Genomic DNA, 18,365 nt, shown 5'->3' with positions numbered 1-18,365 from the left:
CCGTCCGGCGTAGCATCTGCAGCAGGCGGTTCGTCGCCGCCATTGCAGAAAGGCGCGCTCCCATGTCCCGTCCCAGCCCGCAGACCGTCACCGCCGCCGGCATGCCGCCGGCGCCGCAACTGAGCGGCAACTCGCTGCCCATGCAGGCGCTGCGCGCGCAGATCGGCCGCATCGCCCACTGTGGCGCGCCGGTGGCCATCCGCGGCGAATCGGGCACGGGCAAGGAACTGGCGGCGCGCGCCATCCATGCGCAGGGCGCGCGCGCCAGCTTCCCGTTTATCGCCGTCAACTGTGGCGCCATTCCCGAAGCGCTGATGGAAGCGGAATTCTTCGGCTGCCGCCCGGGCGCCTATACGGGCGCGCTGCACGAACGCCAAGGCTTGTTCCAGGCAGCCCACGGTGGCAGCCTGCTGCTCGACGAAGTCGACGACCTGCCGCTGGCCATGCAGGTGAAACTGTTGCGCGTGCTGCAGGAGCGCCGCGTGCGCAAGCTGGGCGGCAGTACTGACGAGGCAGTCGACGTGCGCATCCTGTGCGCCAGCCAGCATGGCCTGGGGCGCGGCGTGGCGGCCGGGACGTTTCGCCAGGACCTGTTTTACCGCCTGAATGTGATCGAGCTGGCACTGCCGCCGCTGCGCGAACGGCGCGGCGATCTGCAGGTATTATGTGAGGTGATCCTCGCGCGCCTGTCGCCGCGCCGGGCAGTGAGCCTGGCGCCGCCCGTGCTGGCGGCCCTTGCCGCGTATGCGTTTCCCGGCAATGTGCGCGAACTGGAAAACGTGCTGGAGCGGGCGCTGGCCTTTGCCGACGGCGGCGTGATCGCGCTCGAGGGGCTGGCCTTGCCGCCGGCGGTGGGCAGCATGCCGTCGCGGGCGCCGCCGGCCTTGCCGGAGCGGCAACTGTGCCTGCCCGGCATGGCGGCGTATGGCGTGCCCCCCGTCTTGCCGCTGGACATGTATTTGCGCCAGGCCGAGCGCGACATGATCATGCTGGCGCTGGTGCAGGCGCGCTACCACCGCGCGCGGGCGGCACGCCAACTGGGCCTGAGCGTGCGCCAGTTGCGTTACCGCATGCAGAAATTGACGATACAGGAAGCCCTACTTGATGAGCGCATGGACGATAGATGAAGACGGCTGGTGCGATGGCGCGCTGCGCTATGACTCCCAATACTACGATGCGCGACCGGACGGCGCGCAAGTCGATTTGCTGGTGATCCATAACATCAGCTTGCCGGGCGGCCACTTTGGCGGACCGCATGTGTCGGACTTGTTTACGGGCCGGGTAGATTATAATGCCGATCCTTCTTTCGCCGACCTGCGTGGCTTGCAAGTCTCGGCGCACTTTTTTGTGCGGCGCGATGGTGCGTTGCTGCAATATGTTTCTGCTGATAAACGTGCCTGGCATGCCGGCGCGTCCACCTTCGAGGGACGTCCGCAGTGCAATGGCTATTCCATCGGTATCGAAATGGAAGGCGCGGACGATGTGCCCTTTCAGCGGCGGCAATACCATGTCCTGGCGGCGCTGACGGTGGCGCTGGCGGCGCGCTACGGGCTGTCCCAGGTGCGCGGCCACGAGCATATCGCGCCGGGAAGGAAGACGGATCCGGGACCGTTTTTTGACTGGCATTTTTACCAAGTATGCTGGCTGGAAACCTTGCGCGGGCAGCCTGCGTTAGCGCTTACTTCGCGGGGATTGGGCTTTCCATCCATGCCCTGAAAAGTCAACCGAAATCGTATAAGAAAAGACAAAAAATTACGCTGGCGGATGCCGGAAAACTATTGCATCACCCTTCGATGGGTACTACAATTAGTGCAGAAGTTGGATGTAAAGACTATATCTAGTGCCATCACAGACGTTTTCAGAATTATTGTCAAAGCTATCCGGATTGCTGATAAAGCACTGGAACTGGCGGTTTATCACCCTTGATCGTGTTTCGCGCCAGCCGGGCAGTGCGGTGTGGCGAGATGGATACTGACCTGTTTTATGCACTATGAATTTACTATTTAGCAACAAATACCTGAAGAAACCCTGACCATCGGGCGTTCTATTCAACAACACACGCGGCAGCAAAACTGCAGGCTGACTTTAGCTGACAACGGGAGCTTCAATGCAATCACCACAAGATATTTCCATCCATCCAACGCCAGTATCGCCAGCGCCAGGCGCGGCCAACAGTGTGGCGAGCACGGGCGCGGCATTGGGCGACTATCGCATCATCCGCCGCAACGGCGCGGTGGTGGCATTTGAGCCTTCGAAGATCGCCATCGCCATGACCAAGGCGTTTTTGGCCGTTAACGGCGGCCAGGGCGCAGCCTCGGCACGCATCCGCGAACTGGTGGAACAACTGACCGACGGCGTCGTCGCCGCGCTGGTGCGCCGCCATCCGGGCGGCGGCACCTTCCATATCGAAGACGTGCAAGACCAGGTGGAACTGTCGCTGATGCGTTCGGGCGAACACGACGTGGCGCGTGCCTACGTGCTGTACCGCGCCAAGCACATGGAAGAGCGCCGCCTGCAGAAGGAAGCGCAAGGCGCCTCCGCGCAAGTCACCGCGCCCCAGCTGAACGTCACCGACAACGGCGTGCGCCGCCTGCTGGACATGCAGGAAGTGCGCGACCTGATCAACGCCGCCTGCGCCGGCCTGGAAAAGCACGTCGATGCCGACGCCATCCTGGCTGAAACAGTGAAAAACCTGTACGACGGCGTGCCCGTCGAAGAGCTGCACAAGTCGGCCATTCTGGCGGCGCGCGCGCTGATGGAAAAAGACCCGGCCTACAGCCAGGTCACGGCCCGCATCCTGCTGCACACGGTGCGCAAGGAAGTGTTCGGCAAGGAAGTGCCGCAAGCGGCCGCTGCCGCCGAATACCTGACGTATTTCCCGCAATACATCGCCAAGGGCATCGCCGCCGAGCTGCTGAACCCGGTACTCGCCAGCTTCGACCTGGAACGCCTGGCCAAAGCCATCGTGGCCGACCGCGACTTGCAATTCGGCTACATCGGCCTGCAAACCCTGTATGACCGCTACTTCCTGCACATCCAGGACGTGCGCATCGAAATGCCGCAAGCGTTCTACATGCGCGTGGCCATGGGCCTGGCGCTGAACGAGGCGGACCGCGAAGCGCGCGCCATCGAGTTCTACAGCCTGCTGTCCTCGTTCGACTTCATGAGCTCGACGCCGACCCTGTTCAACTCGGGCACCCTGCGCTCGCAGCTGTCGTCGTGCTACCTGAGCACCGTCTCGGATGACCTGGAAGGCATCTACGACGCCATCAAGGACAACGCGCTGCTGGCCAAGTTTGCCGGCGGCCTGGGTAACGACTGGACGCCAGTGCGCGCCCTGGGCGCCCACATCAAGGGCACCAACGGCAAGTCGCAAGGCGTGGTGCCGTTCCTGAAAGTGGTGAATGACACGGCCGTGGCAGTCAACCAGGGCGGCAAGCGCAAGGGCGCCGTTTGCGCCTACCTGGAAACCTGGCACATGGATATCGAGGAATTCCTTGACCTGCGCAAGAACACGGGCGACGACCGCCGCCGCACGCACGACATGAACACGGCGAACTGGATTCCCGACATGTTCATGAAGCGCGTCATGGAAAAAGGCGAATGGACCCTGTTCTCGCCGTCGGACACGCCAGACCTGCACGACAAGGTCGGCAAGGCTTTTGAACAGGCTTACGTGGGCTATGAAGCCAAGGCCGCCGCCGGCGAAATCCGCGTCTTCAAGAAGATCGCCGCGCTGGACCTGTGGCGCAAGATGCTGTCGATGCTGTTTGAAACGGGCCACCCATGGATCACGTTCAAGGACCCTTGCAACATCCGCAGCCCGCAGTCGCACGTCGGCGTCGTCCACAGCTCGAACCTGTGCACGGAAATCACCCTGAACACCAGCAGCGATGAAATCGCCGTCTGCAACCTCGGTTCCGTGAACATGCCGGCGCACATGAAGGAAGGCAAGCTCGATCACGTCAAGCTGGCCAAGACCATCCGTACCGCCATGCGCATGCTCGACAACGTCATCGACATCAATTACTACGCCGTTGACAAGGCGCGCAATTCGAACATGCGCCACCGTCCGGTCGGCATGGGCGTGATGGGCTTCCAGGACTGCCTGCACATGATGCGCATCCCGTTCGCCTCGGACGCCGCCGTGTCGTTTGCCGACACCTCGATGGAAGCCGTTTGCTACTACGCCTACCTGGCGTCGACGGAACTGGCCGAAGAGCGCGGCCGCTATGAATCGTATGCAGGTTCGCTGTGGGACCGTGGCATCCTGCCGCAAGACTCGGTCAAACTGCTGGCCGAAGAGCGCGGCGGCTACCTGGAAGTCGATTCCTCGTCGGCCATGGACTGGACCCCGGTGCGCGAACGCATCGCCAAGTTCGGCATGCGCAACTCGAACTGCGTGGCGATCGCCCCGACGGCGACGATTTCGAACATCATCGGCGTCTCGGCCTGTATCGAGCCGACGTTCCAGAACCTGTACGTAAAATCGAACCTGTCGGGCGAATTCACCGAAATCAACGGCTACCTGGTGCGCGACCTGAAGGCGCGCGACCTGTGGGATGAAGTCATGATCTCGGACCTGAAGTACTTCGACGGCTCGCTGGTGAAGATCGACCGCATCCCGCAAGACCTGCGCGATATCTATGCCACGGCCTTCGAAGTGTCGCCAAGCTGGCTGGTGGAAGCGGCTTCGCGTCGCCAGAAGTGGATCGACCAGGCCCAGTCGCTGAACATCTACATGGCTGGCGCATCGGGCAAGAAACTGGACGAAACCTACAAGCTGGCATGGCTGCGTGGCCTGAAAACCACCTATTACCTGCGTACCATCGCCGCTACCCACATGGAGAAATCGACCTCCAAGACGGGCGCCCTGAACGCCGTGGCAGTCGACGGTGGCATGTCGGCCAGCGCCCAAAGTGCACAAACCAGCGCCCAGGCAGCCGTCGTGGCGGCAGCAGCAGTGGCCGTGGCGCCGGTAGTGGCAGCGGCAGCGGACGACGCCGATGGCGAAGCCTGCTACCTGCGTCCGGGTGACGATGGCTTTGAGGAATGCGAAGCCTGCCAGTAAGATTTTAGTTGTCAGCCCGGCACGGCCGGGCTGATTCAATGTTGTCAATGTCCGCATTGTCCGATACAACGGGCCTGTTGCGGATCGCCGGCTCGCCGGCATGGAAAGGAAGAAGAATATGTCGTTGTCTTGGGATGATGAAACCACGTCGGCAGCTGTGCCGCGTCCGGCGCAGCAAGCGCCACTGGGAAATACCGAATTGAACCTGTCGGCAGGTGCCGAGCCGTCCGAAGCGAACGCCGAGCAAGTGGCGCGCCGCGTGAATGCCGACGACAAGCGCATCATCAACGGCAAGACGGACGTCAACCAGCTGGTGCCGTTCAAGTACAAATGGGCGTGGGACAAATACCTGGCCGGCTGCGCCAACCACTGGATGCCGCAGGAAGTCAACATGCAGCGCGATATCGAACTGTGGAAGAACCCGAATGGCCTGACGGACGACGAGCGCCGCCTGGTCAAGCGCAACCTGGGCTTCTTCGTGACGGCCGACTCGCTGGCCGCCAACAACATCGTGCTGGGCACCTACCGCCACATCACGGCGCCGGAATGCCGCCAGTACCTGCTGCGCCAGGCGTTCGAGGAAGCGATCCATACGCACGCCTACCAGTACATCGTCGAATCGCTGGGTCTGGACGAAGGCGAGATCTTCAACGCCTACAACGAAGTCAAGTCGATCCGCGATAAGGATGAATTCCTGATCCCGTTCATCAACACCCTGACCGACCCGGCGTTCGTCACCGGCACGGTGGAAAACGACCAGAAGCTGCTGAAGTCCCTGATCGTGTTTGCCTGCCTGATGGAAGGCCTGTTCTTCTACGTCGGCTTCACGCAGATCCTGGCGCTGGGCCGCCAGAACAAGATGATGGGCGCTGCCGAGCAGTACCAGTACATCCTGCGCGATGAATCGATGCATTGCAACTTTGGCATCGACCTGATCAACACGATCAAGATGGAAAACCCGCAGCTGTGGACGGCCGCCTTCCGCGAAGAGATCAAGGACCTGTTCATGAAGGCCGTGGAACTGGAATACGCGTACGCGGAAGACACCATGCCACGCGGCGTGCTGGGTCTGAATGCGCCGATGTTCAAGGGCTATCTGCGCTTCATCGCCAACCGCCGCGCGCAGCAGATCGGCATCGAGCCGCTGTTCGCCCAGGAGGAAAATCCATTCCCATGGATGAGCGAGATGATCGACATGAAGAAGGAACGCAACTTCTTCGAGACGCGCGTGACGGAATACCAGACCGGCGGCGCGCTGAACTGGGAATAAGCCAGCCGATAGCGTTACCAGTCATGTCACAAAGGCCTCGCGGATGCGGGGCCTTTTGCCATGTGGAGCGCTTGTTGCAGCGGGCTTAGACGGTCGGGATGGTGCCGCCGTCGATCACATACTCGGCGCCGTGGATCGACGCGGCGCGGTCCGAGGCCAGAAAGGCAACCAGTTCGGCCACTTCTTCCGGCTTGCCCGGGCGGCCGATGGGAATGCCGCCCAGCGTCTGCATCAGCTTCTGGCGGGCCGCATCTTCGGTGATGCCGGCGTGGCCGGCCCAGCGCCGTATCATCGCGTGGGCCGCCGTGGTTTCGATGAAGCCCGGCGAGACGGTATTGATGCGGATGCCCTGCGGGCCGAATTCCTTCGACAACCCCTTGCTGTAGTTGCTCAGTGCAGCCTTGGCGGCCGCATACGCCAGCGTCGACTCGTACAGCGGCAGGCTGCGCTGGATCGACGAGATGTGGATGATCACCCCGTATCGGCGTGCCACCATCGCCGGCAGCAGGGCGCGGTCGAGGCGCACGGCGGCAAGCAGGTTGCCATCGAGCGCGTCTTGCCAGGCATCGTCGTCCAGGGCCAGTGCGCCGCCGCCCGCGGCCGTCGAACCGCCCACGTTATTGATCAGGATATCGACCCCGCCCAGGCTGGCCAGCGCTTCCCGGATCAGCGTGTCGGTTCCCACGCGGGTACGCAGGTCGGCCGCGATGAAATGCACGCCGACCGGCAAGCTGCCGCTGGCGGCGCGCGCCGTGGTCGCCACGCGCGCGCCGCGCTCGAGCATCAGTTTCAGCGTCGCCTCGCCCATGCCCTTGGTGCCGCCCGTGATCAGCACGCGCTTGTCCTTGAAATCGGTATTCATGCGCTGATCTCCAGGGTCTGGATGCGGTTGCTGGCGAGCGTGAAGGCAAAGCGCAGCTCCAGCGGGCTGCCGGGGAAATTGCCACTGACGCTGCTGGTGACCACGCAGCGCGCGCCCCGGGTGTCGGCCGAGGTGGGGCTGACGGTGGCGCCGTACTGCTTGCTGCCAGCTTCCTTCCAGGCCTTGATGGCGGCATGGCCCGCGTACGCATGACCGTCGTCATGCACGGCGCCATCGGCTGCGAAGCACTGCGCCACGGCGTCGCTATCGTGATGGTTTTCGGCGGTAAGGTAGTCGCCGACGATTGCCGGCATGAGGAGAGACATGGTGCTTCCTTTGGGGGAGAGGTAGGGAGCGACCATCATATGGCGTTCAATTGCAGAGAAATAGTACAGCAGCGGCGATAGGCTTTAAACTTCAGGTTCATTATTGACTGCGTGAGCGCGCATGAAAAATAACTCTCTCGATGGTATCCGTACCTTTCTCGCGGTCGCCGAGCGCAAAAGTTTCAGCGCCGCGGCACTGCAGCTTGGCGTGACGGTGACGGCCGTCAGCAAGGCGGTCAAGGTGATGGAGCGCCAGCATGGCGTGCTGCTCTTCAAGCGCAATACGCGCAATGTCGCCTTCACCGAAGCCGGCGCGGGCCTGTACGCCAGCCTGGCCGGCGCTACCCGGCAGATCGATGACGCCTTCGCCGCGCTGACCATGTTTCGCGACCGGCCCGCCGGCCATCTGCGGCTGACGGTACCGCGCGCGCTGGGCGCGCTGGTCATGCGCGCATTGATACCGCGTTTTCGCAGCAGTTATCCTGACGTGACCATCGACCTGTCGCTCGACGATGGCGCGGTCGATCTGCTGGCGCACGGTTACGACGCCGGCATCCGCCTGGGACAGTCCGTGGAGCAGGAGATGGTGGCGGTGCGCCTGACGGGGGACTTGCGCTGGTCCGTGGTTGGCGCGCCCGGCTACTTCGAGCGGAAAGGGCAGCCGCTGATCCCGGAAGACCTGGTGCGCCACGACACGCTGGCCTACCGCTTCCACACTTCCGGCGCCTTGCACCGCTGGCGCTTCGTGCGCGATGGCGAGGAATTTCTGGTGGAAACCGGCGCGCCCCTGGTCGTCAACGACACCACGCTGATCGCCGATTTCGCCCGCTCGGGTCTGGGCCTGGCGTATATACCGGATGTGGAAATCGAAGGTGACCTGGCAAGCGGCAGCTTGCTGCGGGTGCTTGAAAACTACGTGCCGCCGACGAGTGGATTGTTCCTGTATTTTCCTGCCCGTACCCAGAGCCAGCCCAAACTGCGCGCCTTCATCGATACTGCGCTGGCCCTCTCCCGGCTCGCGTCGTCCAATGGCGCGCGCTAGCCTGGCCTGTTTTTATCCAGCCCGCCGCCACCGTTCTGGAGACAGGCTGCGGCATCGCATGCCGCTTTTTGTTAGCCGCTTTTTCGTGGCGCGCAGCGGCGCGGCGGCGCATGTGCATCGCATGCGACGGCACAGAAAAGTGCGGCCATTTTTTCGCCGCATCGCGCGCGCCGCGACGCATTTTTTTGATGGCGCCAATGCGCGCGAGACAGCTAGTAAATATCGTTTCCGGACACGCTGGCGGCGGCATTTGGCGCGCGATTGTGCGATAGCACGCGTAACGTGCAAAAAAGCGGGCGAAAACGTGTCGTGCCGGTTGCGCATTGACAAGGTTTTCGTGTACTTTATGAGATTGCAAATGCGAGCGTTAGAATGCGGGGTTTTTTAACCAGCGCGGTAGCGAAAAAACCTCGCAAAACAGGGATACAGATTTACACGGATATGCACAAAACCACACCGTTTTCGTCTGCCGCCGTGCCCGAATTTTTTCAGGCATGGCGGTTTTTTATTTGACGCATCGGTGTTGTAGCGAGCGCGATGCGAGGAGCGAAAAAACGCACGGCATCGAAAACGAATGACCGAATTCAGACTTTGCCACCAGCTGCGAGATAAAGCAGGGTGGCACCGACGATGGCTGAAGTGCTGCAAACGTGAGGAGTTGCAGCAGTTCAGCTGGTGCCGAATTCATTAGCGCAAACGACCGTTTGTGCCGATGAATAATTCGCCTGGCCTATCCCTGTGGTGGGTCGGACGGGTTTAAATCTTGTAGCTTAAATTTCTCATCTCAGATGAAGGAGAGACAAATGGCAACAGCCGCTAAGAAATCAGAAGTAAAGAAACCAGCCGCCAAGGCTGCTCCTGCCGCGAAGAAACCGGCAGCCGCAGCAAAGACGGTTGCCGCTAAACCAGCTGCCAAAGCCGCAGCGAAACCAGCCGCAAAACCAGCCGCCAAAGCCGCAGCCAAGCCTGCAGCAAAAGTGGCTGCCAAGCCAGTAGCGAAAGCCGCAGCGAAACCAGCGGCCAAGGCAGCAGCAAAACCTGCAGCGAAACCTGCAGCCAAGGCAGCAGCCAAGCCTGTAGCGAAAAAAGCCGCAGCCAAACCGGCCGCCAAGCCAGCAGCAAAAGCCGCTGCAAAACCAGCGGCCAAGGCAGCAGCCAAGCCAGCAGTGAAAAAAGCTGCAGCGAAGCCAGCAGCCAAGGCAGCAGCGAAACCGGCCGCCAAGGCAGCAGCCAAGCCAGCAGCGAAAAAAGTCGTCGCCAAGGCAGCCGCCAAGCCAGCAGCAAAAGCTGCAGCCAAGCCAGCAGTGAAAAAAGCCGCAGCGAAACCTGCAGCCAAGGCAGCAGCGAAACCGGCCGCCAAAGCGGCAGCCAAGCCAGCAGCGAAAAAAGTCGTCGCCAAGGCAGCAGCGAAGCCGGCCGCCAAAGCAGCAGCCAAGCCAGCAGCAAAAGCTGCAGCGAAGCCAGCGGCAAAAGCGGTAGCCAAGCCAGCGGCAAAAGCAGCAGCCAAACCGGCAGCGAAGCCAGCAGCGAAAGCTGCAGCCAAGCCAGCGGCAAAGGTAGCAGCGAAGCCAGCAGCAAAAGCTGCAGCCAAGCCAGCGGCCAAGGTAGCAGCGAAGCCGGCAGCGAAAGTTGCCGCCAAGCCAGCAGCGAAAGTCGCAGCCAAGCCGGCAGCCAAAGCAGCAGCGAAACCTGCCGCCAAGGCTGCAGCAAAACCTGCAGCGAAGCCAGCGGCCAAGGTAGCAGCGAAGCCAGCAGCAAAAGTTGCAGCCAAGCCAGCCGCCAAGGTGGCAGCGAAGCCGGCAGCGAAAGCAGCAGCGAAACCTGCCGCCAAGCCAGCCGCAGCGCCAGTCGTGGCAGCAGCACCTGCAGCAGCGTCGGCAGCAGCCCCAGCGGCACCAGCCGCCGTGGCCGCCAAGCCAGCCGCCAAGAAGGCCGCGCCTAAAAAGGCCGCGCCGAAGAAGGCAGCTCCTGTCGCCAAACCATCGGCACCTATCGCACCTGTAGCAAAAACCGTGTTGGCACCGGCTGCAGCCTGGCCATTCCCAACCAGCACCCGCCCATCGTAATTCCAACGATACGGGTGCCTGGATGAGGCAACACGCCGCTGTGTGACTCAATCACACAGCGGTTTTTTTTTGGAGAATTAGTCGTGCTGATCGTTATCCTTACATTGATCGTTGATACCATCGCCACCTTGCTGGGCGGCGTGTTGCTGCTGCGCTTCTGGATGCAGGCGGTGCGCGTGCGGCCGCCTTCGTCGGTGGCGCAATTCACGTTTCAATTGTCCGACTGGCTGGTGCGCCCCCTGCGCCGCGTGGTGCCGGGTGTGGGCGGGTATGACTGGGCCAGCCTGATCGGCGCCTTCCTGATCGTGCTGCTGGCCAGCTCGGTGCTGTTTATTTCCGGCTATCCCGTCGAAGTGGTGCTGCTCAAGTCGCTGCAACGCTTCCTGCAATGGATACTCTACGGTTTCATGGCCTTGCTGATCATCGAAGCCATCTTCAGCTGGGTCAACCCGCATGCGCCGCTGGCGCCGTTTGTACGGGCCTTGAATGAGCCCCTGCTGCGTCCGATACGCAAGGTGGTGCCGTTGGTCGGCAGCCTGGATCTGTCGCTGCTGGTGGCTTTGATTCTGCTGCAGATCGCGCAGGTGCTGGTGGGGATGATTATTGTGGTGAGGTAATGCGAGAAGGTCGGCCTGGCGCTTCGGCGCAAGCCGACCGGACTACATACTAATAGCGGTAACCGAACGCCGCTTCGAACTGGTCGGCGATGCTCTCCGGCGTAAACACGTGGTTTTGCGCGCCCTGGGTGGCGATCTTGATGGCGCCCAGCAGGCTGGCCAGACGGCCGCTGGTTTCCCAGCCCAGGTCGTTGGTGATACCGAACAGCAAGCCGGCACGGTAGGCGTCGCCGCAGCCGGTCGGGTCCAGCACTTCTTTGGCGGTCACGACAGGAATGTCGATGCGCTTGCCGTCCGTATAGATTTCCGACCCTTTTTCGCCACGCGTGACGATCAGCGCTTCCAGGCGGCTGGCGATGTCCGGCAGGGTCAATCCCGTGCGTTCCATCAACATTTCCATCTCATAATCGTTGGCCGATACATACGTGGCTTTGTTGATGAAGTCGATCAACTGTTCGCCATTGAAGCGTGGCAACTGTTGACCCGGGTCGAACATGAATGGGATGCCCAGCCCGGCCAGGTCGGCGGCGTGCTTGAGCATGCCCTGGTCGCCGTCCGGCGAAATGATGGCCACCTTGGCCGGGCCCGCATTGGCGATCGGGTTTTCATGCGCAAACGACATGGCGCCCGGGTGGAAGGCATTGATCTGGTTATTGTCCGCATCGGCCGTGACGAAGCACTGCGCGTTGTAGCTGTCGGCCTTGATGAGGATGTTGGCGGTGGAAATGCCCAGCTTTTGCAGGCGTTCCAGGTAGGCGGCGCTATCTTGCCCCATGACGCCGACGATGCGCGGGTCGCCGCCCAGCATTTTCAGGCTGTAGGCGATGTTGCCCGAGCAGCCGCCGAACTCCGTGCGCATGGTGGGCACGAGGAAGGACACGTTTACTTTGTGCAACTGGTCGGCCAGCAGGGATTCGCCGAAGCGGCCGGGGAATTGCATGATGGTGTCGGTGGCAAGCGAGCCGCAGATCAGCGATGTTTTGGTCATGATAGTGTCTGTTAAGGGTAAAAGATGGCGATATGGTAGCCAGACGCCGTGAGCTGGTCTAATGCAAAGTACAGTTTGATGGTTTGTTCCGAGCGCGGCGCAAACCCCGTGCTCACGTCGATCGTGGCCGGCAGGTAGTCGCGCGGCGCGATCACGCGGCGCAAGACCGGCTTGTCATTGGCGTCGTTGAGTATCAGTTCGATGCTGGGCCAGGCTTGCACGCTGCGGCTCTGGTTGCGCAGCAGCGAGACGTAGGAGAAAGTCTGGTCCTTCAAGGTCTGCAACTCGCCTTGTTCGATGGCCAGCGCCTCGATCTGCGCCGGCAAGTCGACCTGGCAGCCGCTGAGCTTGCACAGCGCGACCAGGGTAGGCTTCCACTGCGGAAACTGCGCCGCCAGCGGATTGCGGAAGGTGGTCATCACTTGCAGGAATAATAAAAGCAGCAGCACCACCGAACCGGCGGCCATGGCCACGCGCAAGGCCTTGCCGCTCTGTTCGCGGCGCCGGCCCAAGGTCACAAAGGCCGGCTCGTCGTCGGCCGGCGGCAGGACTGGCTCCTCCTGCTCTTCGTCCGGATCCGCTGCGATGGGGGCGGCGGGCAGTGGCGTGAAGGAATGGTCGGCCAGGGTCGGTTCCCGGCGCGCAGCGCTGGCTGCGGCATGCGCAGCCGGCAAGGGCTTGTCCAGGCTGACTTTTTCGGCGGCAGGCAATGCCGGCGCGGCGCCGGTTTCCAGGTTCGGTTCGCGGCGGCTATCGCGCAAATACGTGGCGAAGGCGGGCGCGTCATCGATCTGGCGGCGCTTGAAGGGCGCCATCGGCTGGGGCAACGGTGGTTCGGGCAGCTCTGCCGGTGTTGCAGCAGATTCAGGCAGGTCGAGCGGTGCGGCGGCAGGCGTGTCGGCCAGCGCCTCGTCAGGCAGTGCCACGTCGAGGTCCAGCTCGATGTGCTCGCCATCGTCTTCGTTCTCCTTGAGCTGCGCCGTTTCCGGCAGGATGCCGAACGGGTCGAACGAGGTGTCGAAGTCGAGGGAATAAATGGGTTCGTCGTCCGTGGCGGACGGCAGGCTGTTGTCGGCCGGATAACTGGTTGGCAGGGGAGCGGCAGTGCCGGGAGCGGACGTTAAAAACGGCGATGCCGCAGCTGGATCGATCAGCGCGGCATTGCCGTCAAACACTTCCCTGCACGTACCACAGCGCACGATGCCCCCACGTAACTTCAATTGGTCAGCAGCGACCCGAAATATCGTGTTGCAATGGGGGCATTTGGTGGCGAGGGCCATTGCTGTGCTTATGCACCTTCCGCGCGGGGCGCAGGTGCTTGCGTGCTGCCCAGGCGGCCATGCAGGGCCACCCAGCCATCTTGCTCGGCCCACACACCCAGCTGGATGAATGGTGCGTAGGCAGCGGCCACTTCTTCCGCCTGGCGTGCCAGCACGCCGGACAGGATCAGCGCGCCGCCATCGGCGACACGGCCCGACAGCATCGGCGCCATCAGCTTCAATGGGCTCGACAGGATGTTGGCGACGACGATGTCAAACTTGGCCGTGGCGTGTGCCGAAGTGGCAAACGTGTCTGGCAAGAAATATTCGATCTCGCACTGGTTGCGTTCGGCATTGTCGCGCGCCGATTCGATCGCTTGCGGGTCGATGTCGACGCCGGCCACCGTTTGCGCACCGAGTTTCTTGGCCACCATGGCCAGGATGCCGGAACCGCAACCGTAGTCGAGCACGGTCTTGCCAGGAGCCGGATTGGCTTCCAGCCATTCCATGCACAAACGCGTGGTCGGGTGGCTGCCCGTGCCGAAGGCCAGGCCCGGATCCAGTTCCAGGATCAGGCCGTCAGGGTCCGGTGCCTCGTGCCAGCTGGGCACGACCCAGATATTCTTGCCGATGTGAATCGGGGCGAATTGCGACTGGGTCAGGCGCACCCAGTCCTGCTCTTCGACGGGGCGCATGGCAAAGGCGGGAACTTCCGCCATGCCGACGGCCTGGGCCGCAGCGGCCACGATGGCAGCCTGGTCGGCGTCGACGTCCGTCAGCGCCACCACGCGGCTGCGTTCCCACGCCGCTTCCTTCGGTTCCATGCCCGGCTCGCCAAACAGCGGCTGCTCGGCATCCGTGCCTTCATCGGCGTCTTCCACCGAGACCGACAGGGCGCCCGCTTCCATCAACGCGTCGGACATGGCCTCGGCGTTGTCACGGGCGATCTCGATGACGATTTCCGTCCAGCTCATGCGCCCGCCTTGATTTCGGACTTCTTGGCGATGCTGGGGCTGCCGCCATTCAGGTTCTTGCCCAGGTCCGGCATGTCGGCCAGTTTCTGTTCCAGATAGTGAATGTTGGTGCCGCCTTCGATGAAGCGCGCGTCGATCATCAGTTCGCGGTGCAGGGCGATGTTCGTGTTGATGCCTTCGACCACCATTTCGGACAGGGCGATCTGCATGCGGCGGATCGCCTGCTCGCGCGTGGCGCCGTAAGCGATCACTTTGCCGATCATCGAGTCGTAGTGCGGCGGCACGTAGTAGCCGGCGTAGGCGTGCGAGTCGACGCGGATGCCAGGACCGCCCGGTGCATGCCACGACACGATCTTGCCTGGCGATGGCGTGAACTTGAAGGGATCTTCGGCGTTGATGCGGCACTCGATGGCGTGGCCCGACAGCAGGACGTCGCGCTGGCGGAAACGCAGTTTTTCGCCGGCCGCGATGCGGATCTGTTCTTGCACGATGTCGATGCCGGTGATCATCTCGGTAACCGGATGTTCCACTTGTACGCGGGTATTCATTTCAATGAAATAGAACTCGCCGTTTTCGTACAGGAATTCAAACGTGCCGGCGCCGCGGTAGCCGATCTTGCGGCAAGCTTCGGCGCAACGGTCGCCGATTTTCTCGATCAGTTTGCGCGGGATGCCCGGCGCTGGTGCTTCTTCGATCACTTTCTGGTGGCGGCGCTGCATGGAGCAGTCGCGCTCGCCCAGCCAGACGGCGTTCTTGTGTTCGTCGGCGAGGATCTGGATTTCCACGTGGCGCGGATTTTCCAGGTACTTCTCCATATACACTTCAGGGTTGCCGAAGGCCGTGCCGGCTTCCGTCTTGGTCATCGCCACGGCGTTGATCAGGGCCGCTTCCGTGTGCACCACGCGCATGCCGCGTCCGCCACCGCCACCGGCGGCCTTGATGATGACCGGGTAGCCGATCTTGCGGGCAATTTGCACGATCGCTTTCGGATCGTCCGGCAACGCGCCTTCCGAGCCGGGTACGCACGGTACGCCTGCCTTGATCATGGTTTGCTTGGCCGACACTTTGTCGCCCATCAAACGGATCGATTCGGAGCGGGGGCCGATGAAGACGAAGCCCGATTTCTCGACGCGTTCGGCAAAGTCGGCATTTTCCGACAGGAAGCCATAGCCTGGGTGAATCGCTTGCGCATCCGTCACTTCAGCAGCGCTGATGATGGCGGGCATGTTCAGGTAGCTCAGGGACGACTGTGCCGGGCCGATACAAACGGATTCGTCGGCCAGCTTGACGTATTTCGCGTCCTTGTCGGCTTCGGAGTGGACTACAACCGTTTTAATGCCCATTTCGCGGCAGGCGCGCTGAATACGGAGGGCAATTTCACCACGGTTGGCAATCAGGATTTTTTCAAACATGGTAGGTTCGCGTATGTCTGTGAGAGCCGGCGAGCCGGCGAAACAACAAGTGTGAGGGGCTAAAACTGCAAACGGCCGTTGCCGGCCGTGTGGACTGGGTTTTAGCCGATCACAAACAAGGGTTGACCGAATTCGACCGGTTGGCCGTTTTCGACCAGGATCTGGGTCACGACACCGGCTTTATCGGAGTCGATTTCATTCAGGAGCTTCATCGCTTCGATGATGCACAGGGTATCACCTTCCTTGACGGTCGAGCCCACTTCAACATAGGCGGCGCTGCCAGGAGCGGAGGAACGGTAGAAGGTACCGACCATCGGCGACTTGACCACATAGCCCGTTGGCTCGGCGGCGACCACGACGGCAGCAGCCGCTGGTGCTGCGGCTGGCGCGGCTGGCTGATATTGGGCTTGCATGCCTTGCGGCTGCATCATGACCATCTGGTTTTGCGGCATGGCCGACGATTTGACGATGCGAACCTTGCTTTCGCCTTCGGTAACTTCCAGCTCTGCGATATCCGATTCGGCGACCAGGTCGATCAAGGTCTTGAGTTTTCGTAGATCCATGTAAAACCCCTAGGAATGTAGTTTGTTTTATGAGTGATGCGGTGATGTCCAAGAACCTATCGCCGCGCTAAATGCGTGCAGATCGCGTAGATTAACGTTTTTTAAGCGCAAAGTCGATGGCAAACCGATATCCATCGATACCCAGGCCGCAGATCGTCCCCTGCGCGATCGCGCTGAGAAATGAGTGATGTCGAAACGTTTCGCGTTGATAAATATTCGAGATATGGACTTCCACGAACGGGATGGCGACCCCGGCCAGCGCATCGCGCAAAGCAACGCTGGTATGGGTCAGGCCGCCCGGATTGATGACGATGGCATCGATCCCTTCCGCTCGCGCGGCATGGATGCGGTCGATCAGCGCGCCTTCATGGTTGCTTTGAAAGCAAACCAGGTCGGCACCGGCCGCCATGGCTTGCGCCATTGCTGCCTGCTCGATATCGGCCAAGGTGCTGGCGCCGTAGACCTCAGGCTCGCGCGTTCCCAGCAAATTCAGGTTGGGACCGTTGAGCAGAAGGAGGTTTTTTGCCATGTATGGAAGACCGTTTTAGCGAAAGTTCCGCATTTTGCCGCCAAAGATACGCATTGGCAAGAGAAAAAAGCACGCTCCGAATTTACAATTTATCCAGATCGGCGCGCAACTGATCAAATTTCAAGCGGCCCAGATAGGTCTTTTTGACTTCGCCATCGGCGCCGATCAGCACCGTAAAGGGCAAACCGCCCGTGGCATTGCCAAAATGGCGCGACAGGTCGGTGCCGCTCATGCCGGACACATACACGGGATAGGCGATCTTGACCTTGCTGGCAAAAGTGGCAATATTGCTGGCCGAATCGATGCCGATACCGATCACCTGCAGGTTTTTCGCCCCGTAGTGGCCTTGCACTTCGGATAACTCCGGCATTTCTTCCACGCACGGCGGGCACCACGGTGCCCAGAAATTGACCAGCAAATTCTTGCCTTTCCACTGCGACAAGGCTTGCGTGGCGCCTGCCGCGTCCGGCAGAGACAGCGCATACAGCTCGTTGACGGGACCTGTCGCGCCTGGCGCGATGGCGGTCGTCAGCGGTCCCGCATCTTTCTCCGCTTCTTTCGCTTTTTCCTTGCTCAAACCGACGTAAGCGCCCATGCCGCCAAACATCAACGCCACGATGGCACAGGCGATCCAATTCTTTTTTGTCATAACTTTATCTATATCAATGTTAGTCGGCAGCCGGCACGCCATCGGCGAGGCTGGCGGCCAGCAGGCTGCGCAGTCCGGCGATATCGGTGCGCAGCACCTTGCCGTCCGCCTTGGCTTTCAGCGCGCCGCGCATATCGTCGAGCTCATACAGGGCCGCGTGCACGCCTTCGTTTTTCCACAAGAAACTGGCTGTCTCGACCGCATCATAACGCGCTCCCTTGAAATGCGGGCTTTCCGACATGTCGAGCACGACATTTTTATTCAGCAGGAAGATGTGGATTTCCTTGGCGCTCTCGGCAAACAGCTGCAAATAGATCTCGTCGTGGGGGCCGGCCGTGCCATTGAGCACGGGGCCACTGAGCAGGGGATGAAATTGTTGCAACGCCTCCATCACCTGCAGCGCGATCGTGCGCAGCTGGAACAATCGCGCCGGCTGGCTGTCGGCCAGGAACAGGGCATTGTATTGCCGCACCTGTTCTTCGATCATGTCGTTGTCAGGCAGTATATTGGGCAGGTTCGGCGCGTCACCGAGGACTTGCCGCGCCGCCTTGCGCTTGGCGCTGCCATAGTCGGCGCCATCCTGCGCCACGAGGCGCGCGGCAGCGGCAGCGATTTCCAGGCGCAACTGCGCGCTATCGTCAAATGCATCGTTTGTCATGAGCGAGATGATACTCCGAAGCGGAAAAAGTCATGGCGTCAGGTAAAATCCTGCACTTGCTGTTTTTTATCTCACCGTC

The 18,365-nt window shown here is 61.5% G+C and carries 17 protein-coding genes; 6 read left to right on the top strand and 11 right to left on the bottom strand.

The features are described 5' to 3' along the window. Positions 1–62: 62 nt before the first annotated feature. From CSQ91_RS17065 to CSQ91_RS17050, 4 genes are all read left to right on the top strand, one after another. Positions 63–1,127, top strand: a complete 1,065-nt coding sequence (locus CSQ91_RS17065; RefSeq protein WP_099389039.1) for a sigma 54-interacting transcriptional regulator — start codon at positions 63–65, stop codon at positions 1,125–1,127. Continuing rightward, positions 1,105–1,716: a 1,6-anhydro-N-acetylmuramyl-L-alanine amidase AmpD gene (gene ampD / locus CSQ91_RS17060; RefSeq protein WP_034780263.1), complete on the top strand. Its 612-nt coding sequence runs from the start codon at positions 1,105–1,107 to the stop codon at positions 1,714–1,716. Before CSQ91_RS17065 ends, ampD begins: the two co-directional genes overlap by 23 nt. A 391-nt stretch (positions 1,717–2,107) precedes the next feature. Further along, positions 2,108–5,071, top strand: coding sequence for a ribonucleoside-diphosphate reductase subunit alpha (locus CSQ91_RS17055; RefSeq protein ID WP_099389038.1), 2,964 nt, complete (start codon positions 2,108–2,110; stop codon positions 5,069–5,071). A gap of 118 nt (positions 5,072–5,189) precedes the next feature. Further along, the gene (locus tag CSQ91_RS17050; RefSeq protein ID WP_099389037.1) at positions 5,190–6,341 is read left to right on the top strand and encodes a ribonucleotide-diphosphate reductase subunit beta; all 1,152 of its coding nucleotides are present in this window, start codon (positions 5,190–5,192) and stop codon (positions 6,339–6,341) included. 85 nt (positions 6,342–6,426) lie between these two features. On the opposite strand, the gene CSQ91_RS17045 is transcribed toward CSQ91_RS17050, so the two are convergent. Together CSQ91_RS17045 and CSQ91_RS17040 are read right to left on the bottom strand one after the other, a co-directional pair. After that, a complete protein-coding gene (locus CSQ91_RS17045) occupies positions 6,427–7,203 on the bottom strand; it encodes an SDR family oxidoreductase (protein ID WP_099389036.1) in 777 nt (258 codons plus the stop codon). Next, on the bottom strand, positions 7,200–7,529 hold the full coding sequence (locus CSQ91_RS17040; RefSeq protein WP_180278449.1) for a nuclear transport factor 2 family protein: 330 nt from the start codon (positions 7,527–7,529) through the stop codon (positions 7,200–7,202). Before CSQ91_RS17040 ends, CSQ91_RS17045 begins: the two co-directional genes overlap by 4 nt. Before the next feature lie 121 nt (positions 7,530–7,650). Here CSQ91_RS17040 and CSQ91_RS17035 point away from each other — a divergent pair, with 121 nt between their 5' ends. Continuing rightward, positions 7,651–8,571: a LysR family transcriptional regulator gene (locus CSQ91_RS17035; protein ID WP_099389034.1), complete on the top strand. Its 921-nt coding sequence runs from the start codon at positions 7,651–7,653 to the stop codon at positions 8,569–8,571. Positions 8,572–9,471: 900 nt separating this feature from the next. Here CSQ91_RS17035 and CSQ91_RS28975 read toward each other — a convergent pair. Then, complete coding sequence (locus CSQ91_RS28975) at positions 9,472–10,467, bottom strand: hypothetical protein (protein ID WP_180278448.1); 996 nt, start codon at positions 10,465–10,467, stop codon at positions 9,472–9,474. Positions 10,468–10,720: 253 nt separating this feature from the next. On the opposite strand from CSQ91_RS28975, the gene CSQ91_RS17025 reads away from it, so the two are divergent. Further along, the gene (locus CSQ91_RS17025) at positions 10,721–11,254 is read left to right on the top strand and encodes a YggT family protein (protein WP_034780256.1); all 534 of its coding nucleotides are present in this window, start codon (positions 10,721–10,723) and stop codon (positions 11,252–11,254) included. A gap of 49 nt (positions 11,255–11,303) precedes the next feature. Here CSQ91_RS17025 and CSQ91_RS17020 read toward each other — a convergent pair whose 3' ends face one another. From CSQ91_RS17020 to CSQ91_RS16985, 8 genes are all read right to left on the bottom strand, one after another. Further along, on the bottom strand, positions 11,304–12,242 hold the full coding sequence (locus CSQ91_RS17020) for a carbohydrate kinase family protein (RefSeq protein ID WP_070255959.1): 939 nt from the start codon (positions 12,240–12,242) through the stop codon (positions 11,304–11,306). Between the two features lie 11 nt (positions 12,243–12,253). Then, positions 12,254–13,522 (bottom strand): DUF3426 domain-containing protein, encoded by a 1,269-nt coding sequence (locus CSQ91_RS17015; protein ID WP_099389032.1) that lies wholly within the window; start codon positions 13,520–13,522, stop codon positions 12,254–12,256. An 8-nt stretch (positions 13,523–13,530) separates the two neighbouring features. Continuing rightward, positions 13,531–14,475, bottom strand: a complete 945-nt coding sequence (gene prmA, locus CSQ91_RS17010) for a 50S ribosomal protein L11 methyltransferase (RefSeq protein WP_034780253.1) — start codon at positions 14,473–14,475, stop codon at positions 13,531–13,533. Then, positions 14,472–15,887 carry an acetyl-CoA carboxylase biotin carboxylase subunit gene (gene accC / locus CSQ91_RS17005; protein ID WP_034746622.1) on the bottom strand — a complete coding sequence of 472 codons (1,416 nt, stop codon included), beginning with the start codon at positions 15,885–15,887 and terminating at the stop codon, positions 14,472–14,474. Before accC ends, prmA begins: the two co-directional genes overlap by 4 nt. A 101-nt stretch (positions 15,888–15,988) precedes the next feature. Continuing rightward, the gene (gene accB / locus CSQ91_RS17000; RefSeq protein WP_034780252.1) at positions 15,989–16,450 is read right to left on the bottom strand and encodes an acetyl-CoA carboxylase biotin carboxyl carrier protein; all 462 of its coding nucleotides are present in this window, start codon (positions 16,448–16,450) and stop codon (positions 15,989–15,991) included. A 91-nt stretch (positions 16,451–16,541) separates the two neighbouring features. Beyond that, complete coding sequence (gene aroQ, locus CSQ91_RS16995; RefSeq protein WP_034746628.1) at positions 16,542–16,979, bottom strand: type II 3-dehydroquinate dehydratase; 438 nt, start codon at positions 16,977–16,979, stop codon at positions 16,542–16,544. An 82-nt stretch (positions 16,980–17,061) separates the two neighbouring features. Continuing rightward, complete coding sequence (locus CSQ91_RS16990; protein WP_099389031.1) at positions 17,062–17,628, bottom strand: TlpA family protein disulfide reductase; 567 nt, start codon at positions 17,626–17,628, stop codon at positions 17,062–17,064. 19 nt (positions 17,629–17,647) lie between these two features. After that, a complete protein-coding gene (locus CSQ91_RS16985; RefSeq protein ID WP_034780250.1) occupies positions 17,648–18,286 on the bottom strand; it encodes a hypothetical protein in 639 nt (212 codons plus the stop codon). Positions 18,287–18,365: the final 79 nt, after the last annotated feature.

It is taken from the genome of Janthinobacterium sp. BJB301, from assembly GCF_002735685.1.
Taxonomy (GTDB): Bacteria; Pseudomonadota; Gammaproteobacteria; order Burkholderiales; family Burkholderiaceae_D; genus Janthinobacterium; species Janthinobacterium lividum.
The sequence above is the reverse complement of the archived record's forward strand: the minus strand, read 5'-3'. Positions and strand labels throughout refer to the sequence as shown.